Annotated in this window: 8 protein-coding genes; 1 reads left to right on the top strand and 7 read right to left on the bottom strand. The window is 69.3% G+C overall.

Features of this window, described 5'->3' with window-relative positions:
- Nucleotides 1–157: 157 nt before the first annotated feature.
- A complete protein-coding gene (locus tag JX552_RS33260) occupies nt 158–2023 on the top strand; it encodes a PE family protein (RefSeq protein ID WP_205877186.1) in 1866 nt (621 codons plus the stop codon).
- 30 nt (nt 2024–2053) lie between these two features.
- On the opposite strand, the gene JX552_RS10055 is transcribed toward JX552_RS33260, so the two are convergent.
- From JX552_RS10055 to JX552_RS10085, 7 genes are read right to left on the bottom strand one after another with little or no spacing between them, the layout of a single operon-like run.
- Nucleotides 2054–3328 (bottom strand): phthiocerol/phthiodiolone dimycocerosyl transferase, encoded by a 1275-nt coding sequence (locus JX552_RS10055; protein WP_205877187.1) that lies wholly within the window; start codon nt 3326–3328, stop codon nt 2054–2056.
- A 22-nt stretch (nt 3329–3350) separates the two neighbouring features.
- Nucleotides 3351–4154, bottom strand: a complete 804-nt coding sequence (locus JX552_RS10060; protein ID WP_205877188.1) for an ABC transporter permease — start codon at nt 4152–4154, stop codon at nt 3351–3353.
- Nucleotides 4151–4939: an ABC transporter permease gene (locus tag JX552_RS10065; protein ID WP_205878353.1), complete on the bottom strand. Its 789-nt coding sequence runs from the start codon at nt 4937–4939 to the stop codon at nt 4151–4153. Before JX552_RS10065 ends, JX552_RS10060 begins: the two co-directional genes overlap by 4 nt.
- Before the next feature lie 32 nt (nt 4940–4971).
- Nucleotides 4972–5976 carry an ATP-binding cassette domain-containing protein gene (locus tag JX552_RS10070; protein ID WP_205877189.1) on the bottom strand — a complete coding sequence of 335 codons (1005 nt, stop codon included), beginning with the start codon at nt 5974–5976 and terminating at the stop codon, nt 4972–4974.
- A gap of 10 nt (nt 5977–5986) precedes the next feature.
- Complete coding sequence (locus JX552_RS10075) at nt 5987–10360, bottom strand: type I polyketide synthase (RefSeq protein WP_205877190.1); 4374 nt, start codon at nt 10358–10360, stop codon at nt 5987–5989.
- Complete coding sequence (locus tag JX552_RS10080) at nt 10357–15765, bottom strand: type I polyketide synthase (protein WP_205877191.1); 5409 nt, start codon at nt 15763–15765, stop codon at nt 10357–10359. Before JX552_RS10080 ends, JX552_RS10075 begins: the two co-directional genes overlap by 4 nt.
- Entirely contained in the window at nt 15765–21992 is a 6228-nt protein-coding gene (locus tag JX552_RS10085; protein WP_205877192.1) for a type I polyketide synthase, read from the bottom strand. Before JX552_RS10085 ends, JX552_RS10080 begins: the two co-directional genes overlap by 1 nt.
- Nucleotide 21993: the final 1 nt, after the last annotated feature.

Raw genomic sequence — 21993 nt, forward strand, 5'->3', positions numbered from 1 at the left:
GCGAGATTCCGGTGTGAAATTGAAGACAGAAAGCGCCATGCTCGTCGTGTCCGGAATTCGCTATCCTGATTCTCTCATCTCCGAGAGAATGTAAAGGAATAGAGTTAGCTGACTGAGAAGCAGCCGCGGAGCACGGATGTTGATATCGGGGTCAAGAATGTCGTCTATGCTGGTTCAGCCGGAATCGCTCAAGTCCGCGGTAACAGATTTGAGCAGTGTCGAAGGTGCGGTTGGTAGCGCGCGACTGCGGATAGCCCCCGCCACAGCGATCGCGGCCGCTGGCGCTGAGGAAGTGTCGATTGCCATCGCAGCAGCCTTCGCGGGCCATGCCCGGGAATTCCAGTTGCTCAGTACCGAGATTTTGTCGTTTCACGAGAACTTCGTCCGAGCCCTGACTATGGCGTTGGGGGCCTACACCGGCGCGGAGGCCGCCAGTGCGTCCCCGCTCCAAGATCTGCTCGATTTCGTCAACGCGCCTACCCAGGGGTTGTTGGGTCGCCCGCTGATTGGTGATGGCGTCAATGGGCTGCCCGGGCAGGCCGGCGGCAACGGAGGTTTGCTCTACGGAAACGGGGGCAACGGTGGTGCGGGTGCTGACGGTCAAGCGGGCGGGGCGGGTGGGTCTGCGGGTCTGTTCGGCAATGGTGGGGCTGGGGGGGCCGGTGGTGCTGGCGCGGCCGGAGGTGATGGTGGGGCCGGAGGTTGGTTGTCCGGCAACGGGGGTAGTGGCGGGGCGGGCGGCAGTGCGACCGTGCTCGGTGCTGATGGCGGCCGTGGTGGCAACGGGGGAGCGGGTGGTTGGGTGTCCGGCAACGGTGGAGCCGGCGGGGCAGGCGGCGCGGGAGCTCACGGCGCAAACGGTGTGAACGCCACAGGTCTGACGCCGACTAGTCGCGCCGCAGACGGTGCGGTAGGGGAGGACGCGGCGGGCGAACTTGGCAATGACGTCGATGGCCAGAGCGGTGGCGACGGTGCCAACGCCCTCAGCCCGACCGAAGCCGGCGGCAACGGTGGGGCGGGTGGCGCTGGCAACTCTGGCGAATTCATTGGCGCTGCCCCGCACGGCGGTGACGGCGGCAACGGGGGCAACGGAGGCAGCTCAGCAACTGTCGGAACCGTGGGCGGCAACGGTGGTACCGGTGGTTCCGCAAAGGGTTCCCTCAACCCGGGAGGCCCCACTACGACGTTGGGCAATGATGCGACCGGTGGCAACGGCGGTGCTGGCGGCATCGGAGGCATTGGTGCCGCCGGCGGCGTCGGCGGTGGAGGCGGGGACGCCACCGGCGGCTCCGTGGGTGGTCAAGGCGGTGTCGGCGGTACTGGTTTTGCCGGCAACGGTGGTGACGGCGGTGCCGGCGGTGCCGGCGGCGGCGCGGGCGGCGCCGGCGGTAAGGGTGGCGCAGGGACGGGCGGCGCGGGCGTGTTGGCCAGCCTCGGCGGCTACGGCGGGAACGGAGGCCACGGGGGGACGGGCGGTGCTGGCGCCGCGGGCAGCAGCGGTGGACACGGCGGCGCCGGCGGCGCCGGCGGACGCGGTGGGCTGTTCTACGGAATCGGCGGCGACGGCGGTCTGGGCGGCGCCGGCGCACCGGGCGGCGATGGCGCTCGGGGCGGCACCGGCGGCCTAGGTGGCTCGGGCGGTTACGGCCGGACGGGCAACCTGATTGCGAACCCGAACGTCCTGGTCAATGGGCCCGGCTTCGGCGGCGATGGCGGTCGAGGGGGCGATGGAGGAGTCGGCGGCGCGGCAGGTGATGGAGGAGCCGGAGGCAACGGCGGTAACGCCGGGGCCGGAGGAATGTTCGGCGGCCATGCCGGCGCCGCTGGAGCCGGCGGTGTCGGTGCCGCTGCCGGTACGGCGGGGCTCGGGGGTAGCTTCGGCAGTGGCGGGCGCGGCGGACTCGGGCTCGGCACTGCTCCCATTCCCCAGGACGGCGCGGCGGGTGCCAACGGTCACGTCGGCGCGACCGGTGCCGCGGGCAGCCACGGTGCCGACGGAGCGCCCGGCCGGATCCTCAGTTAGCCAGCGAGTCTGCTCCCCCCGGGGGGGGCGTCACTCCACCGCCCAGCCGTAGTCCGACGGGACGGTGCACAGTAGTTCGTGGATGGCTTCCAGGGAGTCCTTGCGCTGCGGCGAATGGCCGTGGTTCTCGATCACCAGGTGATCGCCCGACATGCCGCACCCGTAGAAGTCCAGTGGCACGGTGATCGAGCAATAGAACTGTCCGCGAAAGCCCTCCAGTTCGATGCCCGCCGGCATCCGCACGCTGGGCAGTGCGCTGACATCGGTGCAGAAGACCAGCGGCGGCAGCCCGGCCGGCGTGCCCTCGAACGCCACCCCGAAGTTGAGCCCGGACTGCTGCACGACGCCGTCGGCGATATCGGCGCGGAAGGTGGCGCCGATATCGGTTGCCAGGTCCACGATGTCGGTGTCCGGGCCGATCTCGGCCAGGTAGGTGGCCACTCCCACCAGGTTGGTGGCCTCGGTCGGAGCCACCGGCGGGCTCAGGAAATACCGCAGATCGACGGGATAGACGTAGGGGATCGGGACGTGCGGTGTCTCCCGCAGCCGCCACTCGGTCATCAGAATCGCCGCGGCCACCACGGTGTTGACGCTGACCCGATTCTCCCGGGCGAACTCCACCAGGTCGGCGGTCTCCTGCTCGGTGAGTCGCACGCGGGTGACCGGAACCGGTTGCGGGAGGCCGGGAGTCGCGACCAAGGTCGGCTTGACCGACGGCGGCAGGTCGTAGGCGAACATCACCGGCAGGAAGCGCTCGACGCCGGTCATGCCGAGTTTCTTGACGCCCCGCTGTTCCAGTATCACTTCCAGTGGTTGCGGCGCGGGCTGCGGGTTCACCGGGCCTGGGTCGCCGGTGGTCACCACATCGGTGTAGCGGGAGAACAACTCGTCGAAAAGACCTGCGCCGTGGTGCCCGTCGGCGATGCTGTGGTGCAGGAAGATGGTCAGCTCGGAAGTGTCCTCGTGCAGCGCTAACCGCAGATTGAGCAGGGTCTGGCCCTGGTCGAGTTTGATCTCGGCAGCACCGGCAGCACCGGCAGCACCGGCAGCACCGGCACCATCGTCCTCCACCACGATTCCGGCGTGCAGCATGTCGTCGGCCACCAGGTTCCAAACGCCGTCCGCGCCCTGCTCGAGGTGACTGGCCAGGATCGGATGCGAGTCGACGAGGGCGTCGAACGCCTCCGATAGCGCATCGGCGTCGACCCGGCCGCGCAATTGCACGGTGACGGCGGTGAAGACCTCGTACTGGGCGAACACTTCCTCGCTGCGGGACAACTTGCGGATCACCGACCCGGGAAACACGTTGAGAATCCAGCCTTTCGTGTCAGTGGGTGCTGGCCCGTCGGTAACCGATGGCCATGGGGACGGCGCAGGCGCCGGCGATCCCGGCGCTCCACAGCAGCGTCGCGATCATGGGCGCCAGCACCGGGCCGCCGGCCGACAGCCCGCGCATCGCCGTGATCGCATAGCTGACCGGTTGGTGGGCGACGATCGGCTGAATCCAGTGCGGGTACTGATTCACCGGCAGCAGGCCGGTGGAGAAGAAGATCAACAGCAGCTGCCACAGCTCGACCGCCTCGACCACCAGGGTTTTCGAGGTGAACAACGCGATGGTGGTGGTGAGCGCGGCGAATGCCATGCCGAGAATCACCGGGACGCCGAGCCACATCAGGGTGGCCAGCGCGCCGCCGCGGAACCGGAAACCCAGCGCCACGCCCGCCCCCAGCATCACACCGGTGGTGACCAGAATGCGGATCGCTTCGGCGACGATCCGCGCCAGCGGGCCCGAGGCCCGGTGCACCGGCATCACCCACAGCCGGGTCAGCAGCCCACTCTGTTGCTCGCGCATCAGGTCGATCGCGACGAACGCCGAGCCGCTCACCGCCCCACCCAATGCCAGCAGCGGCACGATGCTGTACAGCGCGCTGTCGTGAGTCATGGCATAGATCAGATTGCCCAGCACGATGTAGAGCACCAGCATGAAAGCCACCGGCAGCACCAGCGCCTCCATGACGGTGACCAGGTCGCGTGCCCACCGGGTGAGGATGCGCTGGGTCTGCACCAGCGTCTGCGTCAGCATCAGCCGCAGCGAGTTCTCCGGCGCCCGCAGCGCAACGGTCGTGGTCATGGGCGCCGGGACAGGACGAAGGCGGACACCGGCACCAGAAACACCGCGAAACCGGCCAGCCACAACAGCGGCGGCGTCATCACCGACCAGGTCACCGGCACGGGAGATCTGATCGTGTCGCCGGCCAGCGCGCGCAGCCCGATCACCAGCTGGGAGATCGGCTGATTGCGCACGATGGGCTGGATCCAGTGCGGAAACATCTTGAGCGGTTGCAGGCCCACGGACAGCAATCCGAAGATCAGGATCGGCATCGTCAGCAGGGGCAGCATCGCGTCAGGATTGCGGGTGGCGGTGCCGATCAGGTCGGCGCCGAACGACAGCAGCACCCCGATCACGATTGCCAGCGCACAGAACCCCGCGATGTACAGCGCCCCGCGATGAAACCGGAAGCCGATCACGTGGGCAGCGATCAGCGACACGACCAGACCGACACAGCATCGGTACACGCTGGCCGACACGCGGGCCAGCACCGGCGTCAACGGGGCGATCGGCATCGAGCGGAATCGCCGGTTGACGCCGTGCAGCGAATCGGTGGCGGCCCGGAATGCCGAGGAGATGGCCGCAAAGGCAATGGCCTGCAACGTGATCAGCGGCGTGATGTATTGCCCGAGGCCGCTGGCGATGCCGCTGCTCGCGCCGCCCACGTAATGATTCCAGGGGATGGAGAACGGGACATAGAAGCCCACCGCGAAGGACAGCGAGGCGCCGATCGCGGTGATCAGTTCACCGTTGCGCAGCGTGGGGGCGATGAACCGGACGGTGAGCACCCACCACTGCTGCAGCATCGACGGCTGCGACCTGCTGACCAGCGCGGTGCTCACCGCACCGCCTCGGCGGTGAGGTGGCTCAGTGCCCGGGACTCGCTGGGATCGGCTGTCATGGAGAGGAATACGTCGTCCAGCGATGGCCGGCGCAACGCGATGTCCGCCGGTTCGATGTCGGCGGCATTGAGCAGGCGCACCGCTTCGATCAGCGTGCCGGTGCCGTCAGCGGCCGGCATGATGATCCGGTCGGACTCCGCGGTCAGCATGGCCCGTTGATGTTCGGGCAGCAGCGGACCCAGCGCGGCGACCATGGACGGCAACTCCTTGACGTCACGTGGCACGATTTCGCAGAACGTCCCGCCGGCGCGGTGCTTGAGTTCGTTGGCGGTGCCTTCGGCGATGATGGTGCCCCGGTCGATCAGGATGATGCGGTCGCTGAGCGCATCGGCCTCTTCGAGGTATTGCGTGGTGAGCAGCGTGGCGATACCCAGCTTCTTGAAATTGCTCACCAGGTCCCAGATGGCTTGGCGGCTGCGGGGATCCAGCCCGGTGGTGGGTTCGTCCAGAAACGCCACCAGCGGTTGCACCACCAGTCCGCAGGCGATGTCGATGCGGCGGCGCATGCCGCCCGAGTAGGTGCTCACCCGCCGTCTGGCGGCTTGCACCAGGTCGAACTGTTCGAGCAGTTCGGCGGCGCGGCGCCGGGCGGCGGACTTGCCGAGCCCGTAGAGACGGCCGAACATGACCAGGTTCTGCTCGCCGGAGAGCATATCGTCGAGGGCGACCTGCTGCCCTGTGAGCATGATGGATCGGCGCACGCCGGCCGGGTCGGAGACGACGTCGTGGCCGGCCACGCTCGCCGAGCCGGTGGTGGGCCTGGTCAGCGTGGACAGGATGTCCACCATGGTGGTCTTGCCGGCTCCGTTGGGGCCGAGCAGCCCGATCACTTCGCCGCGACCGACCTCGAAACTGACGTCGTCGAGGGCCACCACCTGCCCCGACCGGGTGCCGAACGTCTTGCCGACCCCCTTGACGACAACCGCTGCGTCAGTTGACATTCCAGTCTCCTCAGTCAAGGCTCGACAGGTCCACCAGGGCACCCGCTTCGGTCACTCCGGCCATCTCGCTCTCCAGTTGCTCGGCGGCGATACCTTCCTGGATCAACTCGCGCAGCGCCTGCGGGAAGGTCTGAGCCAGCCCCTGCACCGTCTCCGCCGCAATCCGCCGGGTGTCGTACCACCAGTCGAGATGTGTCACGCCGGCGAACCGGAACACCCGCACCTCGAGAGCGTGGCCCAGCCCTGGGATGGTCGCGCGCACCGGCATCGTGACGTCGGAATCGAAGCGCACCGGTGCGTCGACCGGCGGCAGCTCGGGAATCGTTCCGGCATAACGGAAGTGAATGTCGGGGGTACGCTGCGCACCGAAGGCGCGTCCGGTGGGCGCGTAGAGGTACCGCAGCAACCCGTAGCCGATTCCGTAGTGCGGCACGGCTTTCAGGGTCTTGTGCAGGTCGTCCAGTTGCTCGATCACCGCGGAGCCCGCACCGGCCGCGCAGGCCAGCGGCACCGGGTAATACGTTGTGCACCAACCGGCGGTGCGGCGCAGGTCGACGTCCGGTCGCAGCACCGAGCGGCCCTCGCCCTCGAGTTCGACGGCCACCACCCCCTCGCCGACCGTCTGGGCGATGGTGCGGCCCAGCGCGGCCAGCAGGATCTCCTGGATCGAGCGCCGGAATCGGCGGCGCGCGTCGTCGAGTTCGGACGTCTGCTCGACGTCAAGTGCACCGGACAGTTTGGCCAGATTGGCGGCGGTAGGCGGCGTCGTCTTCGGCTCCGCCAACCAGCGGGTCACCTTGGCCGCGTTGTCGGTCCAGAAGGACCGGGTGTCCAGCGCCGCCGGATGGGTGGCGAGCGCGGCCATCCGCTGCGACCATTCCCGCCAGCCGGTGACGGCCGGTTCCAGGGTGATCTCGCCGCCCGCCAGCCGCTGACCGAACGCCATGACGATGTCGCTGCCCAAAATCTGGTGGGAGGCGGTGTCGGCAACCATGGCGTGCACGCCGAGCCCGAGATAGTTCCGGCCGCCGGAGTTGCCGGTGATGTGGACGGCGATCAGCGGCGCGGTGGAATCATCATGCTCGGCAATCACTTCGGCCAGCACTGCGGCCGGTTCGGTGCCCTCGGGCAGCGACCGGGTCGTCACGGCGGTGAAATCACCACGCGGGCCGACGTGCTGTTCCCAGACGCCGGCGTTGTCGACCAGCTGCAACCGCAACGCGTCGTGATGGTTGCAGACCGCGGTCAGCACCGTGCGGATGTCGTCCGGGCTCACCGTCGGGTCCAAGCTGAGGATCAGCGGCACCCGCCAGCGGCCGCCGTCGTGCAGTCCGTGCTCGAGGAAGTACGTGGTGTTCGGGAGTATCGCCGGATTCGCTTCGGGCGCTGGCGGTTTGGCCAGCCCGCTGGCCGCGAAAGCGGCATCCACGGCGGCGGTGAGCGAGGCCAAAGTCGGGTGCTCGTAGAGGTCCTGCGGGGTGATGCTCAAACCTTCGTTGGAGGCGGTCATCGCGATGCTGATCGCCATCAACGAGTCACCGCCGAGGTCGAAGAAGTTGGCAGTCGGGTCGATCGAGGGCACCCCGAGGCACTGCTGCCAGACGCGTTGCAGGGTGACGCCGGTCTGCGACGGCCCCGTGGCCTCGACGGCGGCTTCGGTGTGGGTGCCGGCCGAGACGCCGTTGCTGGACGCCGGTGCCGGCTCCCAGACGGTGGGCTTGGGATCGATCCAATGCTTTTGCCGTTCAAACGGATAGCCGGGCAGCGAGACGATGTGGGCGCCGGCCGGATGCCTGGGCGAGAAGTCCACGTCGACGCCCGCTGACCACAGTTCGCCCAGTGCGCGCAGGAAGGTGTCGCGGTCGTCGGCCTGTTGAATGGGGTGCCGCATGAGCCGAACGGAGCGGTTGCCGCCCGACCACCTGGGGTGCCGAATCGCCGAGCCGGTCAGGCTGCCGCCGGGGCCGACCTCGACCAGGATCCGGTTCGGGGCGGCCAGCACCGCGTCGAGTTCGTCGGCGAAGCGGATGGTGGAACTGATCTGGCGAGTCCAGGTGTCGGGGTCGGTGGCCTGCTCGTCGGTCAGCCAGGTTCCGGTGAGGTTGCTCAGCAGTCGGGTGTCGGGGGTCTTCAGCTGCTGGAGGGACAGGAATTCCCGGAATTCATCCAGCATCCCGTCCATCTGGCTGGTGTGAAAGGCGTGGGTGGCGCGCACCCGTCGCACCGGGACGCCATGCTCGCCCAGCCGCTGGCTGAATGCGCGGATGGCGTCCTTGGGCCCGGCGACCACACAGTTGCCGGGGTCGTTGACCGCGGACACTTCTGCCCCGGGCACCAGGTGCTGCGCGACGTCGGCGGGGCTGAGCGCGACGGCGACCATCGCGCCGGGCGGGGACTCGTGCATCAGCCGGGCCCGAAGCGACACAATCTTGACCGCGGTCTGTAGGTCGAAAACGCCGGCCAGGGTGGCCGCGATGTATTCGCCTGTGCTGTAACCGATGTAGGAGCCGGCGCGCACGCCGTAGCTGTCGACGAGCTTGGCCAGCGCGTATTCCACGGTGAACAGCGCTGGTTGGGAGCGGTCGATGCGCTCTAGATCGGCGGCGGTTCCTTGGGAAGTCGGGTAGATCGCCGCATGCAGATCCAGGCCCATTTCCGCCTGGAAGGCGGTGGCGCACGCGTCGAAGTGTTCGGCGAAAACCGGCTCGGTGTCGTACAACCCCTTGGCCATGCCGGGGTGCTGGGCGCCCTGACCGGGGAACATGAACACGACCTGGTCGGTGGTTGCGGTGTGATCGTCGGCCGGGGATTCGCCGACGAAGACGTTGTCGTGCTCGGCGGCGCGCAGCAGCGTGATCGCCTGTGCCCGGTCGGCGGCGACGGCGGCCATGGTGACGTGGTGTCTGCGGCGGCCGGCCAGCGTGTGCGCGACGTCGGCCAGGCCCGGGGCGTTCGGACGTTCCAGCGTGGTGGCCAGCGCGGTGCGCGCCTCGCCGAGGGCGTCGGTGGTGCGCGCCGAGAGCAACAGCACCTGCGGGCCGGCGGGCTCGGCCACCGGCGCCTCCGGGGCTTCCTCGAGCACGACATGCGCGTTGGTCCCGCCGATCCCGAACGAGCTCACCCCGGCGCGGCGCACCACGTCGGACTCCCATGCGCCGTAACGGCTTTGCACGGTGAACGGGGTCTGGTCGAGATGCAGCTCCGGATTGGGGCTGGTGTAGTGCAGCGTCGCGGGAATCGCCTTGTTCTTCAGGCACAGGATGGTCTTGATGAGCGCGGCGATCCCGGCGGCGACCTCGAGGTGGCCGATGTTGGACTTGACCGAGCCGATTACACACGGCGCCGACCGCGGTTCCTCGGAGGCTTCGAATGCCGTTCGCAGCCCTTGTATTTCGATCGGGTCGCCCAACGGGGTTCCGGTGCCGTGCGTTTCGACGTAGGTGATGGTCGAGGCGTCGACGTCGGAGACGGCGTGGGCCTCGGCGATGCAGTCGGCCTGCGCGGACGCGCTGGGCGCCGCGAAGCCCATTTTCGCCGAACCGTCGTTGTTGATCGCCGACCCGCGGATGACGGCATGGATCCGGTCACCGGCATCGAGGGCGGCCTGCAGCGGCTTGAGCACCACCAGGCCGACACCGCTGCCGAAGACGGTGCCGTCGGCGCGCACGTCGAAGGGCCGGCAGTGGCCGACCGCCGAGAGCATCTGGCCCGGCGAATGCCAGTACCCGACATGGTGTGGGACGCACAGAGATACACCGCCGGCCAGCGCCATGTCGCATTCGCCGGAGAGCAGGCTCATGCAGGCCAGGTGTACCGCCACCAGTGACGACGAGCACGCAGTCTGGACGGCGAGGCTGGGGCCGCGCAGATTGAACTGGTGCGAGATGCGGGTGGCCAGGAAGTCCTTGTCGTTCTGCAGGAACATGCTGAGCTGATCCCAGTTCAGACCCTCCGCCAGCACGGCGTTCGGGTCCTGGTGCGACAGCAGATTGTGCAGCAGATAGCCACTGGGCGAGCTGGTCCCGTACACGCCGATGGAACCGTCATACCGGGCCGGATCGACGCCGGCGTCTTCGAGCGCGTGCCAGGCACACTGCAGGAACAACCGGTGTTGCGGGTCCAGCGACCGGGCGACCAGCGGCGGGAACCCGAAGAAGTCGGCGTCGAACTCGTCGACACCGTCGACGATCGGGGCGCGCCGGACGTACGCCGGATTCGCCAACGCCTTGTCGCTGATCCCGGCGTCCCGGAGCTGCTGCTCGGACAGCGTGACGATGGATTCCTTGCCGCGCCGCAGGTTGTCCCAGAATGCCGAGACATTCTTGGCGCCGGGGAACCTGCCGGCCATGCCGACCACCGCAATCGCGTTGTCGGGAATGCTCATTGGTTCGATCCTCCATGTAGTTCCGGTCGGCTCCGTCGCCGCATCGCGGCTCCTTGTCGCGCAGCCGCGCGCTGCTGTGCGCGGCCGCGGACCGTGGTACCCGGTTCGGATGCCGGTTCGGGTTGCGAGAGCCCGAGTTGACGCATCAGGTCTGCGGTCAGGTCGTGCAGCGTCGCGCCCTGCAGCAGCAACGCCACCGGCGGCTCGGCGCCGAAGTCGGCACGGGCGGTGTTGCGGATCCGCACCGCCATCAGCGAATCCATACCGAGGTCGAGCAGGGGCAGGCCCGGGTCGACAGCGGACTTGTCCGCATACCCCATCACAGCCGCGATCCGCGAGCGCAACAGGTCGGTCATGACGCGCGCCGCCTCGGCCGGTTCCAGGTCGCGCAGCGAGTCGGGGCCAGCCCAGTCGTCGCCGCCCCCAGCGGCTTCCAGCTCCCGCACCACGGCGGAGAAGAAGTCGTGGCCGCGGATCTCGGGGAAGGCGATCAGGGCCCGGTCGGCACGCAACCGCGCCACACCGGTGTGGCTGCGGTTGCCGGCCAACAACGACTCCATGGCCGCGAGCCCCTCGGCAGGAGTGATCGGGTCCAGCACGCTGCTGGCCAGCGTGCGGGCCATGCCCACGTCCGACCACGGACCCCAGTTGATCACCGCTGCGGGCAGTCCGGCCGCGGTGCGCGCGGAGACCAGGGCGTCCAGCCACGCGTTCGCGCATGCGTAGGCGCCTTGTCCGGGCGCGCCCAGCAGCGAGGCGGTGGAGGAGAAGCCGACCCACCAGTCCAGCTCGCGGCCGGCGCTGGCCTGGTGCAGCCGCTGCGCACCAATGGCTTTCGGTGCCCAGACCCGGTCGAGACTGTCCTTGGTCATGGAATACAGCAGGGCGTCGTCGATGACGGCGGCCGAGTGCAGGATGCCGCGCAGTGCGCGGTTGCCGTCCTCGGCCGCCGCGATCAGTCGTTCGGCCACACCGGGAGCGGCGATGTCGCCGAGGACGACGGCGATTTCGGCGCGGCTCTCCAATTCGGCCAGCATCCGGCGTTGTTCCTCGCCGGGTTCGCTGCGGCCGTTGAGGACCACCCGGCCCGCACCACCGTCCACCAGCCAGCGCGCCACCACCAGACCCAGGCCGCCGAGGCCGCCGGTGACGACGTAGCTGGCACCGGCGCGCACCACCGGAGTGCGCTGGGCGTCACCGAGTGTGGCCCGGGTGAGCTGCTCGACGTAGCGGTGCTCGCCGCGGTGGGCGATGACGGTGGTCAGCAGCTCGGCGTCGGGCGCGCCGAGTTCGGCCGTCAACGCGCCGGCGTCGGAGTCGAGATCGGCCTCGGAATCCAAATCAACCAGGGTGGCCCGCAACTCGGGATGCTCGTAGGCCAGCACCCGGATCAGACCCTTGAGCGCACCGATCGCGGGCTGCCCCGCCTCGCCCTCGTCGACCACCAGACCTTGCCGGCTGACCAGCCACAGCCGCGGCGGTTCGCCGTGCCAGCCGCCGACGATCGCACGGACCACGGTGCTGATCGACCACACCAGATCGCGTGCCTTGGTCACCTCGGATGCGTCCCCGGCGAACACGACCACACCGGCGGGCGGATGTTCGGGGTCGCCCGCGGCGTCGGCGAATGCGGCCAGCATGGCCGGTTCGTCGTCGAGATCGGCCGTGAGCACCCGGTGATCGTCGGATCGCCAGCCGACCGCGAACGCCTCGGCGGCGGCCCGGCTGGTCTGGGTCGCCAGCACCAGCCAGCTGCCCGGCACCGGCGCAGCGGTTTCGGCGGGCAGCGGTTGATCCACCCACGCCGCTTCGAAGATCTTCTGCCCCAACGGCAGCGGCACGCTGCGCCGCTCGACCGAGCGCAGGAAGATGTCGTTGATCTCGGCGGTGACATTACCGGCCGCGTCCATCAGCACGATCCGGCCGAGCTTGCCGGTACCGGCGGCGTCCAGGCTGGTGAGCGTCGCGCGGCACCGGGCATGACGACCGGGGTTGGCGTATACCCGCAGGCTCTCGAAAGAGACCGGCAGATAACTGGACTCGGTGGTTCCGTCGTCCGGCATGGCAGCAGCCAGGCTCTGCAGCGCGGCGTCCAGCAGGGCGGGATGAATGCGATAGCCGGGGTGCCGGGGGGCCTCGTCGGGCAGGGTGATCTCGGTTTCCACCGAGCCGTCCGACAACCGGTCGATGCGGGTCAGGCCGGCGAACGCCGGGCCGTAGTGCAGACCCGTCTGGCGCAGTAGCGAGTAGAAGTCGGCGGGTGCGATCGACGTCCGAGCTTGTCCGGTGGCAGGCACGGGTCCCGGGCCGGCCTGCGTCGCCTCCACCTTGGCCAGCGCGTGGCGCGTCCACTCGCCGCCGGGTGCACGGGATTGGACCTCGATACGAATCTTGCTGTCGCCGTTGCGGATCAACTGGGTGGTCAGTTGCGTGTGCTTATCCAGGGTGAGCATCTGCTCGACCTCGAGTTGGTTGATCGACACGCTGTCGGTTGGCACGCCCAGTCCTTCACTGGCCGCCGCCAAGACGATTTCGGCGTAGCCCGCGGCCGGCATGATGGACTGCCCGAACACGCGATGGTCGGCGAGCCAGCCGGAGACGTCGGTGCCGACGTCGGCCTGCCACACGTGATCGCGGCTGGACGGCACCTCGACGTGCACACCCAGGAGCGGGTGATTCATGACCAGGTCGGCCATCGAGGACCGGTCCTGCACCCAGAACTGCTCGTGCTGCCACGCTGTGGTGGGAAGGTCGGCCAGCCGGCCACCGGTGGCGGTCGGTGGGTTGTGGGCGACCTGCGCGAGATGGGTGCGGAAGGTCACGGTGTCGTCGGCATCGCGGTGCAGCGTTCCCGCGCTGATGAAGGCGCCGTGGTACCCGCTCTCGTCCAGGGTTTCGGTGACGGCATGGGTGAGCAGGGGGTGGGCACTGATCTCGACGAACGTGTGGTGCTGCTCGGCCGCTGCGGTGACGGCCTGCTGGAAGCGCACCGGGTTGCGCATGTTGACCGCCCAGTGCTCCGCATCGAAAACCGGTGTGCTGGCCAGGTCTTCGTATGTGGTCGAAATGATCGGGATGGTCGGGGTGCGCGGTGCCAGGTCGGCCAGTTCGGCGCGCATCGCCGGCTGCAGCGCGTCCATGGCCGGATTGTGCGGGGCCACTTCGATGTTGACCCGGCTGGCGAACCGGTCCCGGGCGCGCACGCGGGTGATCAGTTCCTCGATCTGCTCGGTGGGCCCGGAGATCACGGTCTGGCGCGGTGAGTTGTAGATACCCAGGGTGACCTGCGGGTAGTCGGCGATCAGCGCCTCGGTGGCCGCGGCGTCGAGCTCCAGCAACGCCATCGCGCCCTGCCCGGACAGCGGCGCCATCAGGCGGGCCCGGGTGGCGGTGACCCGCAGCCCTTCGGCGGGGGTCAGTGCTCCGGCGACCACGGCTGCGGCCACCTCGCCCATCGAGTGCCCGATCACCAGGTCGGGCTCCACCCCGTAGGAACGCCACAACTGCGTCAGCGCCAACTGCATGCCGATCAGACCCAACTGAATCTGCTCGATACCCACCAACTCGGTGCCGTTGGCCAGCACCTCACGCAGCGAGAAGCTGCCCTGGGCAACGAAATCGGGCTCGAGATCGTCGACGGCCGCCGCGAATGCGGGCTCGTCGGCCAACAACCGGCGACCCATGCCCGCCCACTGCGAGCCGCGCCCGGAATAGACGAACGCGGTTCCGCCGCCGGGCGATCCGGCACGGGGACCGACCACGCCCGGTGCCGGCTTGCCGGCGGCCAGCGCACGCAGCCCCGCAATGGCCTGTGCCCGGTCGCGCGCGATCACGGTGCCGACTTTGGGGTGCCGGGCACGATGATGGCGGAGCGTGTGTGCGATGTCGGCCAGCGGCACGTCGGCGCCGGGCCCCTCCATCCAGTCCGCGAGGGTGCCCGCCGCGGCGGCCGACCGTTGCGGCGTCTTGCCCGAGACCATCAGTGTCGACACCTGCGGATCGGTGCCAGGCTGGGCCACAACCACATTGGGCGCCTGCTCGATCACCACATGGGAGTTGGTCCCGCTGAGGCCGAACGAGGAGACCGCCGCACGACGCGGACTCGAGCCCGCAGGCCACGAAGTGCCCTCCGTCGGCACGAACAGCCGGGTCGACGACGCGTCGATGGCCGGGTTCCAGCGGGTGAAGTGCAGGTTGCGGGGAATGTAGGCGTGCTGCACCGCCAGAATCGCCTTGATCAGCCCGGCGACACCGGCCGCCGCTTCGAGGTGGCCGAGGTTGGTCTTCACCGCCCCGAGCGCGCACCGGCCCTGGCCCCGTCCGTAAGTGGCCGACAGTGACTCGAATTCGATCGGGTCACCCAGAATGGTTCCGGTGCCGTGCGCTTCGACGTAGTGCACGCTTTCGGCGGTCACGTCGGCCTGCTTCAGCGCGGTGGTGATGACGTCGCGCTGCGCCAGGGCGTTGGGGGCGGTCATGCCGTTGGACCGGCCGTCCTGGTTGATCGCCGAGCCGCGGATCAGCGCCAGGACCCGGTCGCCGTCGCGGGTGGCGTCGGACAAACGTTTGAGCACCACCACGCCGCAGCCCTCGCCGCGGGTGAAGCCATCGGCCATGGCGTCGAAGGCTTTTGAGCGGCCGCTCGGCGATAGCGCCGACCACTTCGACACCGCGATCGCGGCGAACGGCGACAGCGCGAGCTGTACCCCACCCGCCAGCGCCACGTCGCTTTCCCGCAGTCGCAGCGACTGGCAGGCCAGGTGCACCGCCACCAGCGACGAGGAACACGCGGTGTCCACCGCCACCGCCGGGCCGCGCAGACCGAGCAGGTAGGCGATGCGGCCCACGGCGGCGGCGTGCGGGGTGCCGGTGGACAGGTAGGCGTCGATTTCGGCGCGACGCTCGATGTTGACGATCGTGTAGTCCCACGTCGACAGGCCCATGATGGCGGCGGTGCGGCTGCCGTTCAGCGAATCCGGCGCCAGCCCGGCGTGTTCGAGTGACTCCCAGGCCACTTCCAGCAGCACCCGGTGCTGGGGATCCATGGCGGCCGCCTCGCGGGGGGTGATGCCGAAGAACTCCGCGTCGAATCCCGCGACGTCGTCGATGAATCCACCCCACTTGGTGGTCATCTTGCCGGGGGTCTCCGGGTCGGGGTCGTAGAACGCGTCGCCGTCCCACCGGTCGGCGGGCACCTCAGCGATGGTGTCCCGGCCGTCGAGCAGCAATTGCCAGAAGTCTTGTGGCCCATTCACCTTGCCGGGCAGCCGGCACCCCATCCCGATCACCGCGATGGGCTCGGCGACGTCGGTGGGGAAGGCCGTGCCCGCACGCACCAGTTCGCGCGCGAGGACCTCGCGGGCCTTCGGTGACATTTGGGCGGCGCGTTCGGCCAGACTCGTCATTACTCCGCGCCTTCCGTCGCTGCTTCCAGCTCACTGGCCGCAACCAGGTCAGACAGCAGATCCAGTTCCTCATCCGATAAATCGTTCTCGTCCACGGCGTCTGGGGCCTGGGGCGCGTCCGACTGGTAGCCCAGCCGTTCGCACAGCGCGCCGGCCAGGTCGCTGATGGTCGGGTAGGCCCAGACCAGCGCCACCGGCAGGGTAGTGCCCAGGCTCGCCTCCAGCCGGTTGCGCAGTTCCAGCGCCATCAGGGAGTCCAGGCCCAGCGACTCCATCGGCTGGTCGTGGTCGATCGGGTCGGTCGAGCGCAGCACCGCCGTGATCTCGTCGGCGATGGCCGTCGCCAGGCGCGCCGGGCGCTCGGCGGGATCGGCGGCGTCCAGCTCGGCGCGGATCCGGCCACCGCCGCTGCGCTGCTCGAGTGTGATCGACTCCTGCAATGTGGCGAACAACGACGATCCGGCCGCGGCGGGAAACGACTGGAACCACTGGCGGGCGTCGAGCGCGAACACGCCGGTGCGGGCCCGGTCCGCCGACAGCACCAACTCCATCGCCGCCAACCCTTGGGCCGGGGTGATCATCGAGACGCCGAGGTCGGCGAAGAACTGTGCGCGGCCCACCTCGGCCCAAGGGCCCCAGTTGATTCCGGCCGCCGGCAGTCCCATCGCCCGCCGGTAGGCGACCAGCCCGTCGATCCAGGAGTTCGCCGAGGCGTATGAGCCCTGCCCCGGTGCGCCGACCAGGGAAGAGACCGACGAGAAGGACACCCACCAATCCAGATCCGCGTCCTTGGTCGCCTCGTGCAGCCACCAGCCGCCGGCCACCTTGGGGGCGAACACCCGCGCCGACGCCGATTCGGACATATTCAGCACGATCTCGTCGGCCAGCACCATCGCGCTGTGCACCACGCCCGCCAACCGGAAGCCGGCGTCGTCGACCGCGGCCACCAGCCGGCGCGAGGTTTCCGGCTCGGCCAGGTCGCCAGTGACCACCTCGACGCTACCGCCGGCGTTGTTGAGGTCGTCGATGGCGGCCTGCGCCTCGGGGCCCGGCGCCGAACGCCCGTTCAGCACAACCAATCCCGCGCCCTGCTCGACCAGCCACCGGGCCGTGACGAAGCCCAGACCGCCCAGGCCACCGACGACCAGGTACCCGCCGTCCGGTCGGACCAGCGGCTCGGTCGGACGTGGTGCGAGTGCCGTGATCGTGCCGGTCTGCGGGATGGAAACGACGACGCGGCCGGTGTGTTCGCCCGATTCCAGCAGTCGCAGTGCCTCGGCGCCGTCAGCGAGGGCGAACTCGGTCACAGCCAGCGGCGCCAACCGGCCCGCGACGGCGTGCTGCAGGATCTCTTCGAGGTAGGCGCGGTAGCGCTTGGGCTGCAGGCGTAGGTTCGAGCCGATGTCCACCACCGCGAACGTGGCGCTGCCGGACAGCGCGGACAGGTCGATCGCGGTGTCGATCGCGCCCAGCTGGACGAACCGACCCCCAGGAGCCAGCAGTCGCATGCCCGACCGAAGCTCTTCTCCAGGAAGCGAATTGAGGATGACATCCACGTGTGCCTCGTCGGGTGCGCTGGTGAAAACCTGCGCGCCCAGCATGGCGGCGATGGCGGCGGCCGCCATGTCCACCCCGTCACCGGTGGGACGGATCAGCACCTTCTCGCCCGGTGCCACCTGGCTGACCGTGCACAGCGCATGCCACGCCGTCAGATAGGCCAGCCCGAAGCCGGCCGCCTGGATATCGGACAGGGCATCCGGGACCGGGACAACGAGGTCGGGATCGGCGATCAGGTAGGAGCCGACCGGGCCGGTTCCGAAAGCGATGACGCGGCTGCCACTTTCGGGGCCGCCGGCCACCACGCCCAGGCATTCGCTGACCTCACCGGCAGGCAGCGGGGCGGCAAGAACGCGGACCTCGACCTGGTCGGCGGCCGGCTCGGTGCGCCTGGCCGCGCGTGGTTGCAGTTGGTCGTCGAGTGTGACAACACCACCGGCGTCGATATCGACCGTGACGAAGCGGTGCTGGGCAACCAGCTCCCCGGACACCATCGGCGTCGGCATCAGCCGGCTCACATACCGGTGTCCGGCGCGCAGCGCCACCTCGTCCTGGTCGGAGCCCGCGAGCAGTTCGTCGACCAGACCGGGGAGGGCTTGGGTGCCGTCGGGGTCGAGGTCGACCACGGTGGCCGTCAGTTCGGGGTGTTCGAAGGTAAGCACCCGCGCGATGCCGCGGAGTTGGGTCTGGGCCAAGGTGACCGACTCGGTGGGGTCCAGTTGTTGCGCGCCGCGCGTGACGATCCACAGCCGCGGGCTGTTGCGGGCGCCCACCCGCGATACCGTCCGGACGATGTCGGCGATGCGCAGCGTGCGGGCGCGCGCGAGGTCGAGTTGGGCGCCGATCGGCTCCGCTTCGTCGGACGACCGCGGCGGACAGACCACCACGATTCCGTCCCAGGTGATATCGCGCTGACCGATCGCCGCCCGCATGGACTCGTCGTCGCGAACCACCTCGCACCGGCTGATCCGCCCGGCCAGCTCGGACCGCAGCGCGGCCGTCAGCTCGTCGGAGCCGACCAACAACAGCGCCGCCGGGGCCGCGGCCTGCCCATCGAGCGCCGCGGGCTGCCATTGCACTGAGAACAGCCGATTGCCGAGTTCCCTGGCGCCGGTGGGGGAGCGCAGCACCGCCATCTCGACCCGGTCGATCTCCAGCACCGGGCGGCCGTCGGCGTCGGTCAACAACACCCGGCCGGCCAGTCGGTCCGGGTTGTCGGTCGGAGCGAGAGAAGCGGTCGCTGTCGTCCCGCTGACCACGTCGCCGTACACCCGGACGCCGGCGAATCCCACCGGAAGCACCATCGCCGGCCGGCCGCCGGTGGTCAGCTCCGTGGCCGGCCCGGTCGCGCCGAGGGTCTGCATCGCGATGTCCATCATGACCGGGTGCAGCAGGAACTTCCGCGCCCCGGTTTTCGCCGCCGCGGGCAATCGCACCTGGGCCTGGGCGGCGCCGGACGGCAGTACCGACAACCCGACGATGCCCTGGAACGCGGGTCCATGCTGCTGGCCGGCGGCACGCAGCCGCTGATACAAGTCCCCGGGATCGAGTGTGGTGGCACCCTCACTCGGCTCGGCCGGTGCCGGCGTCTCGGCAGTAGCGGGCACCAGCGTGGCGCCGGCATGCTTGATCCAGCCGGAACTGGTGCTGCGCGTGCGTATTTCGACTCGGCAGGACTTTTCGTTCCCGGTGAGTGTGGTGGCGATCACGGTGCTGTCGGTGACATGCATCAGCTGGTCGAGGGTGAGTTCGCCGATCGTCCAGGACCCGCCGCCGAAGGCGTCGGTTGCCGCGGCCAGGGCGATGTCCGCGTAGGCCGCGCCGGGAAGCACACAGACCCCGTCGACGCAGTGGTCGCCCAGCCAGAGCAGGTTCGGGCTGATCGCGCACTCCCACACCCGGGTGCCGTTGGTGGGGTCCTCGACGCCGACACCGAGTAGTGGATGGCCGGGTCTCCCGACGGTCGAGTCGGTGTCGATCCAGTGCCGGGTGTGCTGCCACGGCGTGCCCGGCAGCAGCGGATGCGGCTCCGGCGGGTGCGGTGTGTCCGGCGGGCGGGTGCCGTGCGTGGCGTTGACGTTGGTGTGGAAGACGACGGTGTCGTCGGCGTCGCGCTGCAAGGTGCCCAGCACCCGCGCGCTCGTCTCACCGAGTGTGTCGATGATCGCGTAAGTGAGCAGCGGGTGCGGGCTGACTTCGACGAAGGTGTGATGGCTCTGCGCGGCCAGGGTAACGGCCTGGTGAAAGCGAACCGGGTTGCGCAGGTTGGCGGCCCAGTAGTCGGCGTCCAGCAATGCCGGTGTGGGACCCTCGACCGCGGTGGTCAGCATCGGGATCGTCGGCGCTTTCGGTGCCAGATCGGCCAGCGCGGAACGCAATTCGGGCAGTATCGGATCGATGATGGGGTGGTGCGAGGCGACGTCGACGTCGATGCGACGCGCCAGCAGGTCCTTGGCTGCGACCGCGGCGATCACCGCGTCCACCTGATCCGGCGGTCCGGCGATCACCGACTGGCGCGGTGAGGCGTGCACCGCCAGGGTCAGCGCCGGATAGCCGGCGATCACCGTGGCGGTGTCCGAGGCGTCGAGTTCCAGCAGGGCCATCGCGCCCTGACCGGCCAGCGCCGCCATCAGCCGCGAGCGGATGGCGATCACCTTCAGGCCGTCGGCCGGGGACAGTGCGCCGGCCACCACCGCCGCCGACACCTCGCCCATCGAATGGCCGATCACCGCGTCCGGCTTCACCCCGTAATGCCGCCACAGTGCGGTGAGCGCGAGCTGAATTCCGACCAGCACCGGCTGAATGTTGCCGATGCCGACCACTTCATGACTGTCGGTCAGCGTCTGCTGCAGCGAAAAGCCCACCTGGGAAGCGAAATCCGGCTCCAGATCCGCGACGGCCGCGGCGAACGCGGGCTCATCGGCCAGCAGTTGGCGGCCCATGCCGACCCACTGCGAACCCTGGCCGGAGAAGACGAACACCGTGCCTGGCCCGACCGGGCCGTCGTTGCAGACCGGGTCGGCCGCCAGTGCCCGCAACCCCGCTATCGCGTGCGTGCGATCCCGGGCGACCACGGTGGCGAACTTGACCTGCCGGGCGCGATGGTGGTTGAGCGTGTGCGCGACGTCGGCCGGCTGAGTGTGCGCGCCCGCGCCTTCCCACCAGTCGGCCAGTGCGGCCGCGGTGGCCGCGATCCGCTGCGGCGTCTTACCCGCCACCACCAGGGTCGTCACGGGCGGATGCGAAGTGGGCTGTGGTGCAACCGAATCGGGTGCCTGTTCGAGCACCACATGCGCGTTGGTGCCACTGACGCCGAAGGAGGAGACACCGGCGCGACGGGGCCGTTCGGTGACCGGCCAGTCCAGACCGGCCGCGGCAATGCTCATACGGGATACGCCCTCGCTGACGTGCGGTGTCAGCTGCCGGAAGTTCAGGTGCCGCGGGATGTACCGGTGTCCCAGCGCCAGCACGGTCTTGATGAATCCGGCGATGCCGGCCGCGGCCTCGAGGTGACCGAGGTTGGTTTTCACCGATCCCAGGACCAGCGGTTGCCGGCCGGCGCGGTCGCCGAAAACCTTGCTCAGCGAGTCGAGTTCGATCGGATCGCCCAGCGGGGTTCCGGTGCCGTGTGCCTCGACATAGTCGATGTCGGCCGGCGCCAGCTTCGCCGCCGCCAGAGCCTTGCGCAGCAACGCCTGTTGGGCGGGCCCGTTGGGCACCGTCACGCCGCTGCTGGCACCGTCCTGGTTGACCGCCGAACCGCGGACCACGGCCAGGATCCGGTTGCCGTCCCGCTGCGCATCGGCCAGCCGCTTGAGCACCACCACCCCGGCGCCCTCGCTGCGCACGTATCCGTCGGCGGTGGCGTCGAAGGTCTTGCACTGGCCTTCCGGAGACAACATGCCCCACCGTGAGCATGCGATGCTCGGTCCCGGGCTCAACAGCAGGTTGGTGCCGCCGACCAGCGCCATGTCGCTCTCCCGGGACCGCAGGCTCTGCGATGCCAGGTGAATCGCCACCAGCGACGACGAGCAGGCGGTGTCGATGACCACCGCGGGGCCCTGTGCGCCAAGGAAATACGCCAGCCGGCCGGCGGTGAAGTTCAGCGCGTTACCGGTGGGGATGTAGGCGTCGAGGTCCTCCGGGCGCAACTGGCCGGCCAGGCTGACCATGTAGTCGTAGGCCGTGACGCCGACGAATACCGACGTCTGGGTGCCCCGGATGGTGTGCGGTGCGACGCCGGAGTTCTCCAGCGCCTCCCAGGCGACTTCGAGCAGCAAGCGCTGCTGCGGGTCCATCGCGGCTGCTTCGCGCGGGGAGATGGCGAAGAATTCGGCGTCGAACTCCTCGGGCTGCCAGCCGGTCAGGAAGCCGCCGTCGCGGCTGCAGATGGTGCCGGGCACGGTGTGGTCGTCGGTGTAGAAGGCGTCGGCGTCCCAACGCTGTTCGGGCACCCGGATGATGCCGTTTCGGCCCTCGCGCAACAGCTCCCAGAATTCGTCCGGGTTTGTCACGCCGCCGGGGAACCGGCAACCGATGCCGACGACGGCGATCGGTTCGTTGTTGGCCGCCTCGGCGATCTCGAGGCGTGCGGTGAGGTCGTCGATCTTGCGTAGCGCCTCGGTGATGATCGCCCGGCGGTCCGGTGTCGGGGCAGTCTGACTGGTCACA

The organism is Mycobacterium gordonae (assembly GCF_017086405.1).
GTDB lineage: Bacteria > Actinomycetota > Actinomycetes > Mycobacteriales > Mycobacteriaceae > Mycobacterium > Mycobacterium gordonae_D.